The sequence below is a fragment of the Priestia sp. 3CA3 genome (assembly GCF_056836725.1).
Genome location: NZ_JBXENJ010000002.1, coordinates 629186 through 648116, shown reverse-complemented (window position 1 = coordinate 648116; position 18931 = coordinate 629186). Strand labels below are relative to the sequence as shown.

20 protein-coding genes are annotated in these 18931 nt (G+C 40.5%); 11 read left to right on the top strand and 9 right to left on the bottom strand.

Annotation, left to right across the window (positions count from 1 at the left end; all coding sequences use genetic code 11):
- Nucleotides 1-58: 58 nt before the first annotated feature.
- Both AC1VNJ_RS08495 and AC1VNJ_RS08490 read right to left on the bottom strand, forming a co-directional pair.
- The gene (locus AC1VNJ_RS08495; RefSeq protein ID WP_165636364.1) at nt 59-529 is read right to left on the bottom strand and encodes a hypothetical protein; all 471 of its coding nucleotides are present in this window, start codon (nt 527-529) and stop codon (nt 59-61) included.
- A 74-nt stretch (nt 530-603) separates the two neighbouring features.
- A complete protein-coding gene (locus tag AC1VNJ_RS08490; protein WP_028414702.1) occupies nt 604-1734 on the bottom strand; it encodes a GerAB/ArcD/ProY family transporter in 1131 nt (376 codons plus the stop codon).
- A 160-nt stretch (nt 1735-1894) separates the two neighbouring features.
- Here AC1VNJ_RS08490 and AC1VNJ_RS08485 point away from each other — a divergent pair, with 160 nt between their 5' ends.
- The 5 genes from AC1VNJ_RS08485 (at nt 1895) to AC1VNJ_RS08465 (ending at nt 6835) form a co-directional block, all read left to right on the top strand.
- Nucleotides 1895-2380 (top strand): hypothetical protein, encoded by a 486-nt coding sequence (locus AC1VNJ_RS08485; RefSeq protein WP_028414701.1) that lies wholly within the window; start codon nt 1895-1897, stop codon nt 2378-2380.
- An 81-nt stretch (nt 2381-2461) separates the two neighbouring features.
- On the top strand, nt 2462-2944 hold the full coding sequence (locus AC1VNJ_RS08480; RefSeq protein ID WP_034264432.1) for a GNAT family N-acetyltransferase: 483 nt from the start codon (nt 2462-2464) through the stop codon (nt 2942-2944).
- 2 nt (nt 2945-2946) lie between these two features.
- Nucleotides 2947-4026, top strand: coding sequence for a DNA alkylation repair protein (locus AC1VNJ_RS08475; RefSeq protein WP_047750318.1), 1080 nt, complete (start codon nt 2947-2949; stop codon nt 4024-4026).
- Between the two features lie 156 nt (nt 4027-4182).
- Nucleotides 4183-4767: a hypothetical protein gene (locus AC1VNJ_RS08470; protein ID WP_482640622.1), complete on the top strand. Its 585-nt coding sequence runs from the start codon at nt 4183-4185 to the stop codon at nt 4765-4767.
- Nucleotides 4768-5179: 412 nt separating this feature from the next.
- Entirely contained in the window at nt 5180-6835 is a 1656-nt protein-coding gene (locus AC1VNJ_RS08465) for a M14 family metallopeptidase (RefSeq protein WP_482640621.1), read from the top strand.
- A 22-nt stretch (nt 6836-6857) separates the two neighbouring features.
- Here AC1VNJ_RS08465 and AC1VNJ_RS08460 read toward each other — a convergent pair whose 3' ends face one another.
- Together AC1VNJ_RS08460 and AC1VNJ_RS08455 are read right to left on the bottom strand one after the other, a co-directional pair.
- Entirely contained in the window at nt 6858-7013 is a 156-nt protein-coding gene (locus AC1VNJ_RS08460; RefSeq protein ID WP_221785382.1) for a hypothetical protein, read from the bottom strand.
- Nucleotides 7014-7094: 81 nt separating this feature from the next.
- The gene (locus AC1VNJ_RS08455) at nt 7095-7433 is read right to left on the bottom strand and encodes a YflT domain-containing protein (RefSeq protein WP_034264441.1); all 339 of its coding nucleotides are present in this window, start codon (nt 7431-7433) and stop codon (nt 7095-7097) included.
- A 222-nt stretch (nt 7434-7655) separates the two neighbouring features.
- On the opposite strand from AC1VNJ_RS08455, the gene AC1VNJ_RS08450 reads away from it, so the two are divergent.
- Together AC1VNJ_RS08450 and AC1VNJ_RS08445 are read left to right on the top strand one after the other, a co-directional pair.
- Nucleotides 7656-8525 carry an SDR family oxidoreductase gene (locus AC1VNJ_RS08450; protein WP_028414695.1) on the top strand — a complete coding sequence of 290 codons (870 nt, stop codon included), beginning with the start codon at nt 7656-7658 and terminating at the stop codon, nt 8523-8525.
- A 32-nt stretch (nt 8526-8557) separates the two neighbouring features.
- Entirely contained in the window at nt 8558-8782 is a 225-nt protein-coding gene (locus AC1VNJ_RS08445; protein WP_028414694.1) for a hypothetical protein, read from the top strand.
- 42 nt (nt 8783-8824) lie between these two features.
- Here the strand turns inward: AC1VNJ_RS08445 and AC1VNJ_RS08440 are convergent, their stop codons facing one another.
- The gene (locus AC1VNJ_RS08440; protein WP_482640620.1) at nt 8825-9682 is read right to left on the bottom strand and encodes an STAS domain-containing protein; all 858 of its coding nucleotides are present in this window, start codon (nt 9680-9682) and stop codon (nt 8825-8827) included.
- A 166-nt stretch (nt 9683-9848) separates the two neighbouring features.
- Here AC1VNJ_RS08440 and AC1VNJ_RS08435 point away from each other — a divergent pair, with 166 nt between their 5' ends.
- The gene (locus AC1VNJ_RS08435; protein ID WP_482640619.1) at nt 9849-10790 is read left to right on the top strand and encodes a magnesium transporter CorA family protein; all 942 of its coding nucleotides are present in this window, start codon (nt 9849-9851) and stop codon (nt 10788-10790) included.
- 169 nt (nt 10791-10959) lie between these two features.
- Here AC1VNJ_RS08435 and AC1VNJ_RS08430 read toward each other — a convergent pair whose 3' ends face one another.
- The 3 genes from AC1VNJ_RS08430 to AC1VNJ_RS08420 all read right to left on the bottom strand — a co-directional run bounded on the left by AC1VNJ_RS08430 (nt 10960) and on the right by AC1VNJ_RS08420 (nt 12927).
- Nucleotides 10960-11262, bottom strand: coding sequence for a hypothetical protein (locus AC1VNJ_RS08430; protein ID WP_016764991.1), 303 nt, complete (start codon nt 11260-11262; stop codon nt 10960-10962).
- Nucleotides 11263-11279: 17 nt separating this feature from the next.
- Nucleotides 11280-11582, bottom strand: a complete 303-nt coding sequence (locus tag AC1VNJ_RS08425) for a hypothetical protein (RefSeq protein WP_048019436.1) — start codon at nt 11580-11582, stop codon at nt 11280-11282.
- A 133-nt stretch (nt 11583-11715) separates the two neighbouring features.
- Entirely contained in the window at nt 11716-12927 is a 1212-nt protein-coding gene (locus tag AC1VNJ_RS08420) for an AGE family epimerase/isomerase (RefSeq protein ID WP_482640618.1), read from the bottom strand.
- A 347-nt stretch (nt 12928-13274) separates the two neighbouring features.
- Between AC1VNJ_RS08420 and AC1VNJ_RS08415 the strand changes: the two genes are divergently transcribed.
- From AC1VNJ_RS08415 to AC1VNJ_RS08405, 3 genes are all read left to right on the top strand, one after another.
- Nucleotides 13275-14603, top strand: a complete 1329-nt coding sequence (locus tag AC1VNJ_RS08415) for an SH3 domain-containing protein (protein ID WP_482640617.1) — start codon at nt 13275-13277, stop codon at nt 14601-14603.
- 338 nt (nt 14604-14941) lie between these two features.
- On the top strand, nt 14942-16585 hold the full coding sequence (locus AC1VNJ_RS08410) for a diguanylate cyclase domain-containing protein (RefSeq protein WP_482640616.1): 1644 nt from the start codon (nt 14942-14944) through the stop codon (nt 16583-16585).
- Nucleotides 16586-16602: 17 nt separating this feature from the next.
- The gene (locus tag AC1VNJ_RS08405) at nt 16603-18114 is read left to right on the top strand and encodes a methyl-accepting chemotaxis protein (RefSeq protein WP_482640615.1); all 1512 of its coding nucleotides are present in this window, start codon (nt 16603-16605) and stop codon (nt 18112-18114) included.
- A 200-nt stretch (nt 18115-18314) separates the two neighbouring features.
- On the opposite strand, the gene AC1VNJ_RS08400 is transcribed toward AC1VNJ_RS08405, so the two are convergent.
- Nucleotides 18315-18842 (bottom strand): hypothetical protein, encoded by a 528-nt coding sequence (locus AC1VNJ_RS08400; protein ID WP_482640699.1) that lies wholly within the window; start codon nt 18840-18842, stop codon nt 18315-18317.
- Nucleotides 18843-18931: the final 89 nt, after the last annotated feature.

The following is an 18931-nucleotide window of genomic DNA, read 5'->3' as shown; positions in this document are numbered from 1 at the left end:
TAGATTTCATCAAAGAACAGCTTTTCTTTTGCAGAAAAGCTGTTCTTTCATTGATTACTTAAATTGGTCTAGAATTCCTCTCCAACTTACACACCCACCGGTAATACTGCACCACCATCCAAAACAACAGTGGATTTAAGAGGAGCGAATACCACCACGTCCACCATCCGTAGTGAAAATAACCCCAAGGAGCAGGGAGAAGAGCCACTACTTCATAAAGTAAAACAGCAACCGACCAAAATAAAATATAGGCGGCTTTTTTTGTGAGTTTCCCGGCAAGGGGATAGTAGGTAAGAAAAAGCATGTTTACAGGCGGAATGAGAACAGTATAAGCAAAAATACCTTGCCAGTCCGTCTCTTGTGTAAAATACCAGTAGCCGTGAAATTTGAAATTAATAAAGACGTCAAAGATGTGCTGAGCAGCAATGGTGAACATCCAAATGTGTACAATTTGATTTGCTGTGAAGCGCTTGTTTGTTTTAAAAGCAAGAACGTTAAATACTAAAATAGAAAGAATTAATCCAATCATATTGGTTCTCCTTTTGGCTTCTTGACTATATTGTATAATTTTAGGAGGTTAAATCCAATAGAGAAATGGACATACTACGAATTTTCTGCGGTCTTTTTCACAGTGACGGACTGTACTTTTTTTCGATTTCTTAAAAAGGCGATCACGAGTAAAAAAGCAGGAATGACAATTTGAAACGGAAGATGTAAAGTGAACGGAATAATTTTTAAACCTTCATAGACATGTTCGAAATAGTTTTGAGCAAGAGACAATGAATAAAACAAAATGACCAAGCCGATTGGAAATACAAGCGGTGACGGGTTTTTAAGCTCAAACACGTGGGAAAGGCCCAGCACAGTGGCGTAGAAAAACAGACCGATTTTAAAGAAGCCGCCAGTGATTAAAGCCACCATAAAAAACACATCAAGCCGCTCTAAAAACCCTGCAAATTGAATGCTTTGAACGGTGCTTAAAAGCGGAAAAGCAGACCTCGATGTTAAGGTAACGCCCAGCACACCTATATTCACAATCATTGTGATCATAAGATTAATACCGTTTAATGTGATTGCGCTGAATACAATCAGAGCGGTCTTTTTCACATTTTTTGTATACGGGAAAATCATTGCAAATACAATCACTTCACCAAAAGGAAAATAAAGTGTTTGGCTGTAGGCAACGCGAAGCACCGGAGCGATGCCTTTTTCAAGAATCGGCCGCAGGCTTGTAAAATCAATGAGGCCGGAAACAAAGATAAGAATAAAGCCAGCAACGGCGAGTACGTAAATGAAGAAAAACAGCAGTTCCGCCGAACGTGCCATTACTTCAATTCCTTGGCGAACGGTATAGATAATTCCGAGCATTAGTAAAGCGTTCACTATAAAAAGCGGCGTATCGGGATAGACGAACGTAAGAAGCATCGCGCCAAAATCGCGCAGCACCCGCGCGGCTCCATTCGCAAAATATAATATGTAAAGAAAAGCAAGTATGCGTCCCGGCACTTTTCCAATAATTTTTTCGATATACTCCGTCAGGGCTAAATCCGGATAATAGCGGTGCAAGCGATAATACATAAAAATAAGTGCATAGCTGCTGATCATACCAACTAAAATAGCAATCCAAGCATCTTGCTTAGCGTCCATTGCTAAGCCGACCAAAAAGGCGCTGCCAATCTCAAAGAGCGTAATTAACACAAACAGCTGCCATCCGCTAATTCGAGCTTTTTCCACTGCCTATCCGCCTCCTTTTCTACAGCTAGTATGCGCTTTTTAACGTGAAGCATATGCATCATGTAAGTAAAGAGTTGGAAAGGAAATAGGGATATTTTGTTAAAAACTAAGTGCGCTAGCCGAAGATATAAGAGAGAAGTACGTAAAAGGAGAGAGCGTATTGGATTTATTTGAAGTTATATTGAGTATCCATATTGGACTCGGAATGATTTGTTTGCTTTCAGGAGCGGTGTCCATGTTAGCGGCTAAGAAAAAAGGAGGGCATACCAAATGGGGAGAAGTGTACCACGGTGTTTACGCAGCCCTAGCCGCTACAGCTATCATGTTAGCGATTTGGAAATGGAATGAAATTGCCTATTTATTTTATATTGCGGTGTTTTCATACGGATTAGCGGTATACGGGTACTTAGCACGCAAGCAAAAATGGAAGAGCTGGCTTCAGCATCATATTCGCGGGATGCTGGGGTCTTATATCGGAGCGGTTACCGCGCTGCTTGTGAATATTGGAGACAGTATTCCGCTGTTAAATATGCTTCCGCCTCTTTTTTATTGGTTTTTGCCGACGATTATTGGCAGTCCGCTTATTTACTTAGTCGGAAGACGCTATCGAAAAAATCCTTCCGCTTCTAAAAAAATATCATACTAACGAAAAAAGCCTTTTCTCTATAAAAGGCTTTTTTCTATGGCGAACATTTGTGCTATGATAGAGAAGCAAGGAGGATACAGCATGAAAGAAAATCATCAGTTTACCATACATACAGATAAAGAAAAGCTTGATATAGATGTTATCTACTCGTACCTTCATCATGAATCATACTGGGCAAAAGGAATTCCGTTTCATCTTGTTCAAACATCTATTGAACATTCCGTTTGTTTTGGCGTCTATGATGAGTGCGATAAACAAGTAGGGTTTGGACGGATTATTTCAGATTTTGCGACGTTTGCTTACTTGGCGGATGTGTTTATTCTTCCGCACGCGCGAGGCAATGGCCTTGGAAAAGCATTGATACAAGAAATGATTCGCTATCAGCCGATTCAACACGTACGAAAAATTTTACTAGCGACAAAAGATGCTCACGGTTTGTACAGTCAGTACGGATTCAAAGAAGTCAAAAACAAACAGCTGTTTATGCAAATTTTTAAAAAGGGCATGTACGAGCGGGCGCTTTATTCAAAAGAAAATAAAATACTGCCTGGAAAAGAGGGATAGGTATGGCTGAAGAGTTACGTAAAAGCGTATTTAATGAAGAGTTGATTACGCACTTAAGCGACACTTTTTCACGTGAAATGAGCTCATTTGATCAAAAAGCGTTTCATGAGCTGGTTTTTCAACAGGACTGGGAAGACTTAGCGCTGAAAGAGCGCATGAGAAGAATTACGTTTTCCATGCATGAAGTGCTGCCAGATGATTACGAAGAAGCGCTTCATATTTTATATAAAGCGGCTCCAACGGTAGGAGGGCTTCAAGGCACGGTTTTTCCAGATTACGTGGAACTATACGGATTAAACGATTGGGAAGCTTCCATAAAAGCACTCGCGTTTTTTACGCCGTTTTCCACATCAGAATTTGCGGTGCGTCCATTTTTAATTCAAGATCAAAAACGAATGCTCCAGCAAATGATTGAGTGGGCAGGAGATGAAAACCATCATATTCGCAGATTAGCAAGCGAAGGGAGCCGACCTAGACTTCCGTGGGGACAATCAGTACCTGCGTTAAAGCAGGATCCAAAACAAACGCTGCCGATTTTAGAGCAGTTAAAACGCGATGAATCGCTCTATGTCCGCAAAAGCGTAGCCAATCATTTAAACGATATTTCGTACATAGAAAAAGATTGGATGCTTGATGTGATGAAAAGCTGGTACGGAAAAGATGCTAAAACCGACTGGATTGTTAAACACGCGTGCCGTTCACTGCTGAAAAAAGGAGATTCTGAAGCTCTGTCTCTTTTTGGCTATGGAGATGACCCAGGCGTAATTGTCACAGGTCTTGGCTTACATCCACATACGATTACAATCGGTGATAGCATTGACTTTTCATTTGAGCTATCCGTGGAAAAACCCATGCCGCTTCGCATAGAGTATGGAATTCATTACGTAAAAGCAAAAGGAAACCGCACTCAAAAGGTGTTTATGCTAAAAAATGTTCAAGCAAAAGCAGGCCAAACGCTTACCGTCACAAAAAAGCATGGGTTTAAAGATTTAAGTACAAGAAAACATTACAGCGGTACGCATACGCTTTCTGTTATTGTAAACGGAGTAGTAAAAGCAGAAGCGGATTTTGTGATCGAGTAGCTCTTTCCTGATGGAGAGAGTTTCTTTATGTTTCTATAGAGTTGATAAGGAAACTTAAATCAATAGGTTGTTGCCTCTTTACTTATTTACAAAATCGACTGAGAAACATCCATTTAAATTCCTTTTATGGTATATTAATCCTTAAGGAGTGGTGAAGTGAAGAAATTTATGGTGGGCACATTGAGTGCTTTTTTGGCAATGTCATTGGTAGCGTGCTCAAACTCTGCTAGCAAAGAAGAGAGCGGCTATAGCATTCAAAAAGTGAAAGTCAAGATAACTGATGATGCCAATTTAATTGGAAAAGTTGGTATAGAAGATGATAAAGGAAAAATGGTCGATGTAAAACCAAAAGCGCTGTATTACGAGTTTAAAATGAAGCAGCAAGGCAAGCGTAAATTCTATCAAAATGATAAAGAAGAAATAGAAGCTAAAATTATACCGAATGAAGATTTAAAGAAAGCATCTATCAATACAGTAGGCGTTAATGTATTTGATGAAGGGCATGAGCAGTTCGGTACAGGTATGGGAATTGAAGAGTTTAACTATATGAAAAAAGGAAAAGTCGACGTGCACTACGATCTGGGCGCGACTGTTAAAAACAAAGAAATGCCTCTCGCTCCTTCCGATCAGAAATTAAAAAACCTCCAAAAGGTCGCGAGGCATGGAAAGCTCGTCATTACAAGAAATAACAAAGAAATTGGTCGATATGATTTAGAGACGTTAGAATCTGTAAAGAAATGATCGATAGTTGCATGGAGTATGGGCAGCTAAATTACGGACAGTGCGGGCTCAATGAAGGGCTAAAGTTTATAGCAGTTCATACATAAAAGAGAGGCTGGGCCAAATGTATTTTAGCCGAAGGGAAAAATGAACCATTGATCAACATGTTTGATTAGGGGTTCGTTGTTTTGTTAGGTTGAACAAGAAGTCCGAATTGTTAATCCAGATTATTTGTCTTCAGATTGAATTGATTCTGCTATGTCTCAATCCTTTTTTATATAAATGCACTCATTTGATACATTAAAAATAGTCAAAAAGGTTCAGCTCCCTTATCTTGAAGTTATTTCCTTAAACGGTATAATTATTTATGTAACATTTTAAATATTTTAAAAATTTAAAATGTCTAATCAAGGGGATGGGGAGGAGTAAATGAATGAAAAAAACTGTAAAACGAACGGCCGTGCCGGCGATTTTGTCAATTGGATTATTGCTGTCGCCGCTTGCGGTACAAGCTGAGATGCCTTATTACGGAAAAGACTACAGTCAGCCGGAAAAAATTAAAGCGCTTTATCCGGAAATAAAGGTGAATGAAGCAACGCCGGCATTTCTGAAAGGGCAAGACGCATTTACGACTCAAGAAGAAATGATGAGCTATGTTCAAACGCTTGCTCATAAAAGTCCGTACGTAAAGCTGAAGATTATCGGTAAATCACAGCAAGGGCGAGACATTCCAGCTCTATATTTTTCGAAGGAAAAGAAGTTTGCTGATGGAAAGACATCTAAAAAGCCAACGATTTGGCTTCAAAGTCAAATTCATGGTAATGAACCGGCAAGCGGTGAATCCGTACTCGCCGTTGCAACGCGTTTGACACAAGACTTTGGAAAAGATGTGTTAAATAAAGTCAACATTGTCATTGTGCCACGCATTAATCCTGACGGATCTTATGCATTTAAACGTCAGCTAGCAAATAATTTAGACGGAAACCGCGACTACATAAAGCTTGAAAGCCCGGAAGTACAGAGCGTACGAGCTGAATTTAACCGTTTTTCACCAGAAGTCGTCATCGACGCTCATGAATATACGCCTTACAGCAGCGGATTTAAAAATATCGGTAAAGAAGGCGTGTGGAAGTATCACGATATTTTACTGCAGTCCGGTCGAAACTTAAATATTCCGCAGAACATTCGCGACGTGTCGGATGAGCTGTTTGTGAACAGTACGCTTACAGCCATTGAAAACCAAGGATATTCAGGAGAAGTATACTATACGTCTCAAGTGAATAAACAAGGGCAGCTGGAAGTAGAAGAAGGCTCAGTTGAACCGCGAATCGGGCGAAACTCACTAGGCTTGTATCCATCGTTTTCATTTTTAGTCGAAAGCAGAGGAATCGGCATTGGTCGAGAAGATTTTCCGCGGCGAGTGAGTGCGCAAATTGCTACACAAGAAAAGCTGATTACACAAACAGCCAATCACGCCAAACAAATTAAAGCGCTGATTGCCAAAGAAAAAGCGGCGCTTGTCAAAAAAGGAAAAAATGCAAATGATCGTGATCCAATTGTGGTGAACAGTGAAAATAAAAAAATACCAAACTCTACGTTAGAAATGGTCGATGTAGAAAGCGCGTCTGTTAAAGAAATTCCTGTGACGTACTACAGTGCAAAGAAAGCAACGCCGACGCTTGTCCGCGAACGTCCGACTGCTTACCTTTTAAAACCGGGACATGAAGAGTTAGCAGAAAAACTGCAGGGACAAGGCGTAAAAAGCTTCAAGTTAACGAAAGAAACGGCTCTTTCAGTAGAAGCGTATAATGTCAGCAGCCGCATTGAAAATGAAGTCTACGAAAATAAACCGAATGTGGACGTGCAAACAATCGTCAAGTCAAAAACGGTGACGTTCCCAAAAGGAAGCTACGTCTTTTTAACGTCTCAGCCGCAAAACAATTTATTGTCTTTATCACTTGAGCCGGAATCGGTGGACAGCTTCACCACGTTTGGGTATTTGCCTTCAGAGGTAGGACAAGAACTCGATGTTTACCGATTTACGCGTTCCATTGAAAAATCGCCTTTGCAAAAAGAATCCCGTAAATAATAAAAAAGCGTGGAGCATGGCTTCACGCTTTTTCATTATGATCACGTGACTGCTGTCGATTTTTTCTTTTTCTAGAAAAGAAATAAATAAAAAATCCTGCTAATACAAGAAGTGTAATAAGAAGAATACTAGTAGGAAAGTAAAGAGAGCCTATCTGAATGCCCAAGTAGTTTAACATTATCATAACTTCCTTTCTTGATAAAAAATGGTTTATTTTACTAAATACCCTTATACGCTAATAGAAAACGTTTCAGCTGTTTTAGTAGGGAATGGATTGACTCTGTGCGCCCACAACCACGACATGACCTTGTCTCATCTCTTCTATATACCGGTTTGCCTCCCTGTTAGATAAGCCGAGTGAAGCCATCTTTGAAAGAAGCTCATCTTCTCTTGAAAGAAGCATATTGACCGCCGTTTCAAAAATACCTTGCTCTGCCATTCTGTACTTTTTTGTATGTGTTGCCTCCGTTAAATGCTGAGCCCATTCTTTATCGTAGGCCAGCAGATAAATCTCTTTGCTTGTAAATCCTCTCTTTAAAAAAGAACGGATGACGCAGACTGCCTCCTCTTGGTTTTCTGCTACTTGAATGTGTTTCATACACGAACCAAACCTCCTGATAAAAGATATTTCCGAAATACATCTTCTACTCATCATGTAGCCTTTGTTTCCAACTTTAAACTTGTTTTCTATCAATTTTCTCAGATAGTAAAAGAGAATAGAAACATCATAAATTTTCAAAAAAAGATGTTTGAACTTCAAAACAGAAGGCTAAACCTAGACTATACTAAAAAGTTCCATCAAAAATAGGAGGAGATTAAAATGAATTTACAAGATCAACAAACACAAGGCCAGCCCGAGCAAACGCAAGACCGCCAGCCGGGTATCGAAAGTGAGATGAATCCTCTCCCTATTTATGAGGATGACAATTACATTGGTACAGGAAAATTAAAAGGAAAAGTAGCGCTGGTTACCGGGGGAGACAGCGGAATTGGACGAGCTGTATCCATTGCTTATGCGAAAGAAGGAGCGGACGTAGCCATCGTTTACTTAAACGAACATAGCGACGCCGAGGAAACAAAAGCCCGCATTGAAGAAGAAGGTGTAAGATGCCTGCTGATTGCAGGAGACGTAGGAGACGAATCATTCTGTAACGAAGCGGTAGAAAAAACGGTGAGTGAGCTTGGAAAGCTTGATATCCTTGTGAACAATGCAGGAGAGCAGCATCCAAAAGAAAGCATTAAAGAAATTACGAGTGAACAGCTTGAACGAACGTTCAAAACGAACTTTTATTCATACTTTTATTTTACGAAAAAAGCGCTTGATTATTTAGGGAAAGGCAGTGCCATCATTAATACAACGTCCATTAATCCTTACCGCGGGAATCCTCAGCTGATCGATTATACGGCGACAAAAGGTGCAATCAACGGCTTTACGCGCAGTATGGCGCAAGCGCTTGTCAAAGACGGTATTCGCGTGAACGGCGTAGCGCCGGGACCAATCTGGACACCGCTTATCCCGTCTACTTTCTCAAGTGATAAAGTAGGAGAATTCGGTACAGATACGCCTATGGGAAGACCTGGACACCCTGTGGAGCACGTGGGCTGTTATGTGCTGCTAGCTTCAAATGATTCATCTTATATGACGGGTCAAACGCTTCATGTCAACGGCGGAGATTTCATGAACACATAATTGCTTCACCTATTATAAAGGAGGAGAAAACGATGGGAGAGCGCCAGAAAAGATCTATTTCAAATACACCAAAAAAACGAGATGAAACGGAGCAGCGTGTAACAGATCAAGACGAAACGTTGTTTGAACGTTTCAAGGAAGAAGAAACAGTGGATCCTATGCCAATGGAAGATATAAGACTTGAACAAAAAGAAGAGAAAAATAAAACGAAAACAAAAGATGAATCGGGTTCTGAAAACATTCATCATCGAAAATAAAAAACAGCCTTCTCGGGCTGTTTTTTTATCTGTGTTTCTATATTAATGAGCATTAGAAGCAATGACAATTTTTGAATCATCTTCTAATGCCTGAGCAAGATTCGATTTAATTCGTATATGGTCAAAACTTAAACCAAGCTGCATCGCAGTAGTAGCTAATTCAGGACGAATGCCCGATAAAATCGATTTAACGCCAATTAAATCAAGCGCATTTATCAGCTGAAACAGCTCGTGCGCGACCATTGTATCGATCATCACCACGCCTGACAAGTCAATATACAAATGAGAGATTTGCTTCTCCGCACACTGTTTTAACGTGCTTTCTAGGATCATTTTGGCTCTTGCCGTATCAATATCGCCGACTAATGGTAAAAGAGCCACGTCTTTTTTAATCACAATAACAGGTGAACTTAATTCATGAATCATTTCCTGCTGAGAGCGGAGGCGGTTTGAGGCATATTCCTGCGCTTCTGTGATGAATTTCAAAATAATAATATCAAATACCCGTACTACTTTTTCATTCCACATATCGATATGCTGCTGAGTGATGTCATCATGAAGTTCTGCAAATCGGCGAATATACTCACAGTATTGTTTGGGGACGTTCATAAATTCTTTAATAATACTTTGAATGGGGGTTCTGAGATGCTGTTGGTCTTTGGCAACTTTATTTAGCCACGTGTTAAAAGAGTCAAAAAAGCTTTTTTCATCTTCTATAAAGACGTTGCTAATATATAAATGAAATTCATAGTTTTGCGCTTTTAAGCGTTGAATGACGTCAGGATCATTAGAGGTATATACGCCTTCAGAAGATGTTTTATCCAAAGATTCATACCATTCTTCCGTCATAGTTGGTGCGCTTTCTAGCAGATAAGAACGTAAAGCGATATCTTTCTTCACTGTTATTCTCCTCTCAAACTGATAAAACATGCGCAGGTGCGCAACGTATTTATTATAGCATCTTTTTTTATAAAGATGGATATGAAATGTATGTTTATTTTGCGTGTGAGGTTTTAAGTGATTGTATATAGGGAAAAATTTTAATAAAAGGGGAAAGAGGGAAAGTATGAATACCGTGACGAGCGATCAGTGGAAATGGTATCAGTTTGATTTAGAAGAAGCCGATGGAATAGCTGATATAATCAAAGACTATCAGTATCCAAGAGATGAATGGTTTTGCCAGCAACTTCAAAAGAAAAATTCTAATCATATTCAAGTAGATGTAATAGGAGAAAGTGAGCTCATTTATGGTTCACTGATTTATCATAAGAAGTCGTTTGATCAAAAAAATTACGATTCGTTTCATTTTTATATTACTGAGGAATTTATTATAACGGCAGGAATCGATTTGAAAATCCTTGAGAACACCAATCACGAACGAATGATTGAACGCATGAAGCAGGCTGCTAACACGGCGGAAAGTTTTTTTATTCTTTTAGGCGAAATTATGAAAAAACACTTAAATGGGTTTGATCAGTTTGAAAGTCATTTCAGAGAGCTTCTGTGGGAAGTGCGCCATAATAATAACATCGACGTGTTAGATGACATTCATAAAGCGCGGTATGACCTGCTTATATGGACAAATTTAATCAGTTCTGTTCGAGAAGTTACCATGGGAATAGAAGAAGCGTTTCATAAAAAAATTAACCAAACGATTCAATATCAGCGAATGTGCAAAAAAATCGAAATCGGCTTAACGCTAATTAAACAATATCAAAAAGAATTTGACGCGTTAATTAAATTAGAAGAAGTTGTGTCGACTCATCGAGGAAATGAGATTATGAAAGCTTTAACGCTGCTGACAGCCATCAGTACGCCTTTAACGGCTTTTGGAGCCCTTTGGGGAATGAACTTTAAAGGGATGCCGGAGCTTGATTGGAAGTTTGGCTATATCTATGCACTCATTTTAATCGTTCTTTCGACCATTGCCATTTATCTCTATTTACGAATGAAAGGTTGGACGGGCGATCTGTTAAAAGGAAGAAAAAAGAACTCATTTTTTAAATAAGCTTTAATAAAAGAGGTTGAGACATAACGAAATGAATCCAATCAACTGCTAGAAGGAACAAAACAGATCAAACTATATTCACCATCACAAAAAAACGAACCACTCATCAAATATATTAATGAGTGGTTCGTTTTTCACTTGGGCTAAATCTCAGCCTCTTTGTTGTCTGTTATCCTCGCCTCCACGTCGTAGGCTCACCTGAACGAAGGCATCTTGGGAATAAATCGTTTTCTTTTAGCTTTACTTGATTGCCGTTTTCGTCGGTATAGCGACCGGTTTGTGGAACCAATTCTCCGGTTGAAAAGGCGTCATCTACGGGCTTCCACGTCGTTGATTCACGTGTGTGGGGGCAAGGTGTAAAAAGATCATCTTTTTGAAAAAGTTTAATTTCACCTTCCGCACAAATGTAAGCGCCCGATTCTGGTACAGCTTCACTCGTTCGATAAATGTTCTGTACAGTCTTCACACGCATCCAACCTTTCTTTTTGATTAGTTGTATTTTAATGTTCCTGTCGTGGCGTCCATGTACGTGCGGTCTTCTATAATATCCGAGTCATCTAGCTTTCTAAAAGGAGCGCAGTAGCAGACAACACCCGTCTCGATTTCAATTTCTTGAAATCCGTATGCACGGCAAAGGTATTCGCCGACCTCGCTTGGAGCTGGATGGGTATCAAGCTCATCTAACGCTTCATTAAACATCTCTAAAAATTCTTTTTTTGAAAATTTTTTCTCATGATGCAGTGTTACTGGATCTCCAGAATCTGTTCCTTGTGCTAACGCGTAAAAATACATCGCCCTCACTCCTTACATATATATAGTCGTGCTTTTGCTGAAATGTAGAAACATTGATTGTTAGTAAGTAAATTCCCTTAAATAAACAAAATAAACGCATCTGGAAGAAAACGGTTTCTTTATGGTTGTGATCTTAGAGAGAATTCAGCGCTATCAGCGTTTGATAGCAAGCTGCCACAGGGTGATAATCGGCTTTAGGAGCCGGGCTTTTTTTCGAGCTGTAGCGTTCGTTTTGCTGATTTAACAGCTGATACCAGCCTCCATATGTGTGATCGATAAAGTGTTTCTGAGAGTAGGAGAACAGGGCGTCGTATGCTTTCCAATATTCGCTGTCTCCGGTTTTTACCCCGAGCAGTGAAGCCGCAGAAATGGCTTCGGCCATCACCCAGTAGTTTTTATCGGGGTCAATGACCTCTTCTTGAGGAGACAGCGCAAAGTAAAGACCTCCGTACTTAGCATCCCAGCCTCGGTTCCAGCCCTTATCAAACAAATACTTTGCACGTTCTGTCATCCAGTTTTCCGAACGGTGCCGATCAAGCCATAAAAGCAGCTTGCTCCATTCAAACTGATGTCCTGGTATAAAGCCGTACGGACGAAATTCATCTTTTGTATCGTTTTTATTGTAGTCCCAATCTGGCTGCCAGTCTGTATCATAATGCTCCCAAATCATACCGCCAGATCGTTCAGCAAGCTGCTGAGTAACGCCTTTTGCAAGCGTGTATGACCGGTCTACGTATTTTTTATCTCTTGTTGCTTCAAAGGCAGAAAGCATCGCTTCACACATATGCATGTTTGCATTTTGGCCCCGATAGAAAGAAGAAGCTGACCACGATGCGTCCCATTCGTCTCGGTAAAAGCCGTGCGCATCTTCCCAAAAGTACTTTTCCATCACGTCATATACCTGTTCAATTGTTTCTTTTGCTTCTTGAATACCGGCTTGATACGCGATGGAAGAAGCTAAAAGAGCAAAAGCGTGGCCATATGCTTGTTTAGAATCATCTTTTACTTTTCCGTCATCGGTTATTTCAAAAAAATACCCGCCGTTCTCTCTATCATAATGGTTGTTTTGTAGAAAACGAATGCCGTGCTGAGCTGCTTCTTTGCACCAATCCGGTCCGTCTAAAAGAGCCCCTACACTGAAGATATAAATAAAGCGCGCCGTACTTACTAAGTGCTTTGAATGCGTGTTGTTGACGGTGCCGTCGTCGTAGTATTCATGGATATACCCGCCGTTTTTTTGGTCAATACAAGCTGGGTAGTAGAAATGAAGCGTATCAAAAATATGCTGTTTTAATGTGTGAGGTTTTCGAAACGCAGTTGAGGAAAAATCCGTTGCCGTGTTCATTTTATCACCATCTCAATCTTTGTTTTTAATTGTTTTTTACCCTAAGCCATTGGGAGTAAATGTAAGGGTTTTTTTGCTTTTTTTGCTCTATTATTCTATTTTTGTTGAAAATGTATCAGTTTGGAAACAAGTTTGAAATATTTTGATATACTTTTGACACGATTATCCGGTATTCTAAAAGTACGTGCTAGCTGGAACGAACAAATGTACAGAGCCTCTAGACGTCAAATGATTTTATTTAGTGTGGCTAGTTTAAGATTGAGCTTAAACATCGGATCCTGTTTTCACTTAATCTATTAAACTGGCAACATGTATTTCTATTATATTTTGCAAATGAGGTATAAAAAATGACAGAAGTGAACAAACAAAGATTTTACAAAAAATTAGCGGTAACAGGTCTTGCTTTTACACTTGTAGGGGCAGGAACTCTAGGTCTTCATTCTTTACATTTTACGGGTGAGCCAACTGTCGCAAGCGCAGCGGCGGAAACCTATACAACCACGGCGAATTTAAATATTCGAAGCGGCCCATCGACGTCCAACGCAATTATTGCAACGGTTAAACAAGGCACGCAGCTAACGGTAATTGGACAAGCAGCAAGCGGCTGGCTGAAAGTAAGCTATCAAGGCAAAACGGGCTACGTAAGCAGTGAGTATGTTAAAAAGTCAGCGAGTTCAACGACCAAAACCTATGTAACAACGGCAAATTTAAATATTCGAAGCGGTCCATCTACGTCAAGCGCGATTGTTGTAACGGTCAAACAAGGCACGCAGCTAACGTCGACAGCACAAGCAGCGAACGGCTGGCTAAAAGTAAGCTATCAAGGCAAAACGGGTTACGTGAGCACGCAGTACGTAAAAGAATCAACGGGTTCTTCTGAACCAGCTCCAGCTCCGGAGGCTTCTGTCTATGTGGCAACGGCGAATTTAAATGTTCGAACAACTGCTTCAACTTCTGGTGCGGTTATCGCAACACTGAAAGCCGGCACACAGCTCGACGTAACGGCTAAAGCAGCAAACGGCTGGCTGAAAATTACGTATCAAGGGAAGGTTGGCTATGTAAGCGGTCAATACGTACGAGCATTAGCTGGGATGAAAGTGGTTTCGAACCCTGAAAGTATACAAGTTGTTGTGAATAAACAAAACAAGCTTCCGGAAAACTACGTTCCGAAAGATTTAGTATATACAACGATTCCGTTTACATTCAAAGAACAAACGGAAAAGAAAAAAATGCGCAGTGAAGCAGCCGCTGCTATTGCACAGTTGTTTGCGGGTGCGAAAAAACAAGGCGTTACGCTTCTTGGCGTATCAGCTTACCGTTCACATGCAACGCAAAGCGCGCTTTTTAGTTCGTATGTTCAACGAGACGGTTATGATAAAGCGGCAACTTATAGCGCACTGCCAGGCACGAGTGAACATGAAACAGGTCTTGGAATTGATGTAACAAAAGGAGACGGCACATGTGCTGCTCAAGACTGCTTTGGCGGAACAAAAGAAGCAGCTTGGCTCGATGCCCATGCAGCCGAATATGGATTTATTATTCGCTATCCAAAAGGGAAAGACGCGGTAACCGGCTATAAATATGAGCCGTGGCATTTGCGCTATGTAGGCAAACCAGTGGCGCAGGCGATTAAGAGTAAAGGCATTACGCTTGAAGAATATTACGGAATTAAGTAGGTTTAAAAAAGAGGCTGGAATAAAAGTAGCTTAGTTGACGGAAGATCCGAACGCGTTTGATTTAGAATCAAACGCGTTCGGATCTTTTTATTGTTGCGGTAAAGATAGCTTTCATGTATGTAGGTGCTTCTAGTGGTTTGTTATGCCTCAATCTCTTTTATTTTTGTTCATCATGTTTACCTTTCTTGTGAAGGAGGGTAGGTAATGATACAAAAGAACTACTGTTTGTACATTTAAAGTTGAGTTTGTGTGTGAAAAGATCTATTGTATATTTCATACAGAAGTGTAAAGTACAGGGGGCGTTCATCTGTGAAAAAACGAAGGAGATGCATCCTATCATGTTGAAAGATCATATGTTTGAATTTTATTTCGATCAAATGAATGAGCTGGTTTTTTTGGCGGAAGTAAAGAACCAGCATCTTTATTATAAAAAAATGAATAAAGCGGCTGCTAAGCTTGTACGGTACCAAGGAGAAGCGGGCATGCGGCTAGAAAGCGTACTCCCTGAGCGGGCGTATCACTCCCTTTACCCTTACTATATAAAAGCGATGGAAACAAAAAAGCCAGTTACCTACCATGACATAAATACCTTCTCAGATGCAGCTGAAGCGTTTGAAACAACGCTTACCCCCATTTTTGATGATACCGACAATAGTACGCACTTATTAGTGATGAGTAAAAATATCAAAAAGTTAAAAAAAGATTTAGCCCAAAGCATGGAGCGGTATAAGTCGCTTTTTATGAACCATGAAAACGCCATATGTATGATGGATTTAAGCGGTAAAATTGTTCAAGCAAATCCTGCCTGTGAGCAAATGTTCGGCTACGATACGCAAGAGATCATCAATAGTTCTTACATGCAGCTTCTAAAAGAGCTGAAGATTGATGTCCGTGCTTTGCCTTTGCATCACATCATATACGACCAAAGCTACAGCAAAGAAATCCAAGCGTGGCACAAAGAAAAAGGAATGATTTATTTATATGTTACAAACGTGCCCATCATCGTGGAAAATGAATGGATGGGTATTTACTTGATTGCTCAGGACGTTACGAAAGAAAAGGTAGCTGAAATAAAGCTGGAAAACACGGTGAAAGATTTAGCAAACATGAAGTATGCCCTTGATGAGTCCGCAATCGTAAGCGTCCTGGATCCATATGGAACGATTAGGTATGTCAATGATATGTTCTGTACAATATTTGGCTATGAAAAAGAAGAGCTAATCGGACAATCATACAAGTTATTTGATGTAAGCTATGACCTTCGGGTTCTTGAAAGTATTGGCCAAGGAAAGGTTTGGAGAGGGCAAGTCAAAAGCATAACAAAAGAAGGCGTCATCGTGTGGAGCCATAAGACCATCGTTCCGCTGACCGATATTCATCACCGAATCTCAAGCTACGTGCTGATTCAAACTGATATTACTGCGCAAAAAAACCTAGAAAATCAGCTGAAGTTTAAGGCGTTTCATGACAGTTTGACGGGGGTGCCGAATCGAATGATGCTGCAAAAACAAGTGCAGGCTGCGATCGAGCAAAAGGAAAGATTTGGCCTGCTGTTTTTAGACTGTGATAATTTTAAAGAAGTGAACGATCAATTTGGTCATGATATTGGCGATGCATTTTTAATTCAGTACGCGCATCGGTTAACGTCTTGCATTCGCACATGTGACGAAGCTTATCGCCTTGGAGGGGATGAATTTGTTATCTTGCTTCGGCACATTGAAAGGCGCGAGGAAATCCAGCAGATCATGGAACGAATTCACCGAGAGCTTCAAAAAGAATGGAGTATTGAATCCTGCATCTTTACGGCTACATCGACCATTGGAGCCGCTTATTATCCAGAAAACGGAGGATCGTTTCAAGAGCTGTTAAAACAGGCGGATCAAGCGCTGTACGAAGGAAAACGACAGGGGAAAAATAACGTGAATTTCTATAAAAAAAACCACTCTGTAGCCGATTCTATAGATAAAGAAAGTATTGTCTAATATAGAAAGGAATAAATATGAATAAACATAAATTAATGGTTGTTTTATCAAGCGGAGCAGTGATACTTTCTCTGCTCATACATATCATTCATCGTATTTGGCCGATGGAGATGTCCGGCATGTCGATGGAACATAATTCAACGCCAGGCGAAGTGTCACTGATCTTTTTGATGCTTCCTATTGTTTTTCTTGGCGTGCTGCTTGTGCTGTATGTTAAAAAGCATGAGCTAGTACCTGCGTTTGTGACGCTAACGCTGACGTTTTCAAGCATCAGCACGATTGTAGGCGGAGGAGGAATGGTTGAGTATCACTTTTCAATTTTTATGGTGATAGCTATTCTTTCCTACTATGAAAATGTAAAGCTGTTATTGTTAATGACGGGTATTTTTGTTATCGAGCATCTAGTGGGATTTTTTGTTTCATTTTTCACGCCGATTATTTTCGGAACGTCTTCTTATTCCTTTTCGATGCTTTGCCTTCACGCGGCGTATTTGCTTTTTACATCAGGGGCGACCGCTTGGCAAATTACTTCAAAGAAAAAATATACAAAACAGCTTCAGCAGCAAAATAAACAAAAGCAGCACATCATTTATGACATGATGAAAAAGCTGCATGAAACGAATGGTCAGGTAAGACAAACGGTTGTTGACTTAAAGGAAAGCTTAGAAGAGTCGCAAGCAGCGAGTCATCATACGACGGCTTCAATGCAAGAGCTAGCGGCAGGAGCGGACCAGCAGGTAATAATGGCTCAAAAAAGCAGTGAGTTTCTAGAAGAGATGACGCAAGGCGTAACCAAAATAGCCGAGGCTTCAGCGGCAGTCAGCGAAGCTTCTGATCAAACAGCAAATGAAGCCGTGCAGGGAAAAGAAAAAATTCAAGAAGCCATTCAACAAATTCATACAATCGATTCTTCTGTTCAGCATGCAGCTAGCGTTATTCATCAGTTAAAAGAACGTTCTGCAGAAATCAACGATATTATGAGTGTGATTTCAGGCATTGCTGCACAAACAAATCTACTGGCGCTAAATGCTGCAATTGAAGCAGCGCGCGCAGGCGAACATGGTAAAGGGTTTGCGGTCGTAGCAGCGGAAGTTCGCAAACTTGCAGAACAATCCAATCAGTCAGCCGAACAAGTAGCAAGACTCATTCAGCATATTCAGCAAGAAACGTCTCAAGCCGTAGCATTTATTCAATCAGGAACTGCTGATGTAAAAAACGGTATTTTACTAGCCAACGAAGCGGAAAATGTTTTTAATCGAATCGCCGACGCATCTACGTACGTTCATGAACAAATTCAGCAAACGGCTGCTTCCGCACAGCAAATAGCAGCGGGATATACGCAGGTGCTCCATGCCGTCAGCGAGATGACCTCTTTTGCGAACCAATCAGCCGCAAGCAGCAGCAGTATTTCTTCCGCTTCCGTGCGTCAGCTGCAGTCGCTGCAAATCATTGAACAGACGGCGGGATTTTTAAGTGGGTTAGTTGAAGAGCTTGGCAGCGTAACGGAAAAGTTAGCGAAGCAAGCGTGAGTGAGGCAGCAGGCTACATAGAAGTACATGATTTGATACACTGAATTAATCCTATAAATCTACTAAAAAATTATGTATATACAAACGTTTAAAAAGTTTCTACAGACCTTTAGACCACTAATGTTTATATCAATCCCCTCCTTTAGAAAAATGAAGCGCTCTAAAAAGAGGGGATTGATGCTTTTGTCTAAAAGCTAGCGTTAGTTATTTGTTGGAGAAGGAAATCTCGCTGCTTCAAAATGTGAGCCATCTTCAGATGTGACGATTGTACCAGCTATGCTGCTTTGAACAAAAACTTCAACGCGATCTCCAGCTTCTAAATTGTAAATAGTAGACACGGATACCGCATTAACAAACGGTGTGTTCCCGCCAAAGAAATCGTTATCGATAGCGATAGCGGTTGTCCCATTTACACGTATTTCTATACGAGTTCTATAATCTAGCGTCTGGTCGTTAGGAGAGAATCCAATTGTAGCAATGATGGAATATACGCCATCTTTTTTGGGGCGGAAAGTAGAAGTAATCGGGTTATATTCATTTGCTAAATCAAATTGTTCAGTTGGGAAAACTGCTTTTACAAACGTATTGGCAGGAACATTTTGAGGCATCGTTAAATTGAGCGCTCTAAATGCAGATTCACGCGTGTTTCCTTTTTTGCCTTTATCTTCTTTACATTTAGAAGCCCAGTCATGTGCTTCCTCATAGATATCTTCATCGCGTTCATACATCCAAACATGTGCTTCCTCAGGGCTATCTTCTTCACGTCCATAAGCCCAGCCGCGTGCTTCCTCAGGGGCATCTTCTTGATGTTGCTCCT

Excerpts from the sequence above, each read along its gene's own strand:
- AC1VNJ_RS08495 (WP_165636364.1), bottom strand. The coding sequence starts at position 529 with ATGATTGGATTAATTCTTTCTATTTTAGTATTTAACGTTCTTGCTTTT.
- AC1VNJ_RS08480 (WP_034264432.1), top strand. The coding sequence starts at position 2,462 with ATGAAAGAAAATCATCAGTTTACCATACATACAGATAAAGAAAAGCTT.
- AC1VNJ_RS08475 (WP_047750318.1), top strand. The coding sequence starts at position 2,947 with ATGGCTGAAGAGTTACGTAAAAGCGTATTTAATGAAGAGTTGATTACG.
- AC1VNJ_RS08465 (WP_482640621.1), top strand. The coding sequence starts at position 5,180 with ATGAAAAAAACTGTAAAACGAACGGCCGTGCCGGCGATTTTGTCAATT.
- AC1VNJ_RS08460 (WP_221785382.1), bottom strand. The coding sequence starts at position 7,013 with ATGTTAAACTACTTGGGCATTCAGATAGGCTCTCTTTACTTTCCTACT.
- AC1VNJ_RS08455 (WP_034264441.1), bottom strand. The coding sequence starts at position 7,433 with ATGAAACACATTCAAGTAGCAGAAAACCAAGAGGAGGCAGTCTGCGTC.
- AC1VNJ_RS08450 (WP_028414695.1), top strand. The coding sequence starts at position 7,656 with ATGAATTTACAAGATCAACAAACACAAGGCCAGCCCGAGCAAACGCAA.
- AC1VNJ_RS08445 (WP_028414694.1), top strand. The coding sequence starts at position 8,558 with ATGGGAGAGCGCCAGAAAAGATCTATTTCAAATACACCAAAAAAACGA.
- AC1VNJ_RS08435 (WP_482640619.1), top strand. The coding sequence starts at position 9,849 with ATGAATACCGTGACGAGCGATCAGTGGAAATGGTATCAGTTTGATTTA.
- AC1VNJ_RS08430 (WP_016764991.1), bottom strand. The coding sequence starts at position 11,262 with ATGCGTGTGAAGACTGTACAGAACATTTATCGAACGAGTGAAGCTGTA.
- AC1VNJ_RS08425 (WP_048019436.1), bottom strand. The coding sequence starts at position 11,582 with ATGTATTTTTACGCGTTAGCACAAGGAACAGATTCTGGAGATCCAGTA.
- AC1VNJ_RS08420 (WP_482640618.1), bottom strand. The coding sequence starts at position 12,927 with ATGAACACGGCAACGGATTTTTCCTCAACTGCGTTTCGAAAACCTCAC.
- AC1VNJ_RS08415 (WP_482640617.1), top strand. The coding sequence starts at position 13,275 with ATGACAGAAGTGAACAAACAAAGATTTTACAAAAAATTAGCGGTAACA.
- AC1VNJ_RS08410 (WP_482640616.1), top strand. The coding sequence starts at position 14,942 with ATGTTGAAAGATCATATGTTTGAATTTTATTTCGATCAAATGAATGAG.
- AC1VNJ_RS08405 (WP_482640615.1), top strand. The coding sequence starts at position 16,603 with ATGAATAAACATAAATTAATGGTTGTTTTATCAAGCGGAGCAGTGATA.
- AC1VNJ_RS08400 (WP_482640699.1), bottom strand. The coding sequence starts at position 18,842 with ATGTATGAACGCGATGAAGATATCTATGAGGAAGCACATGACTGGGCT.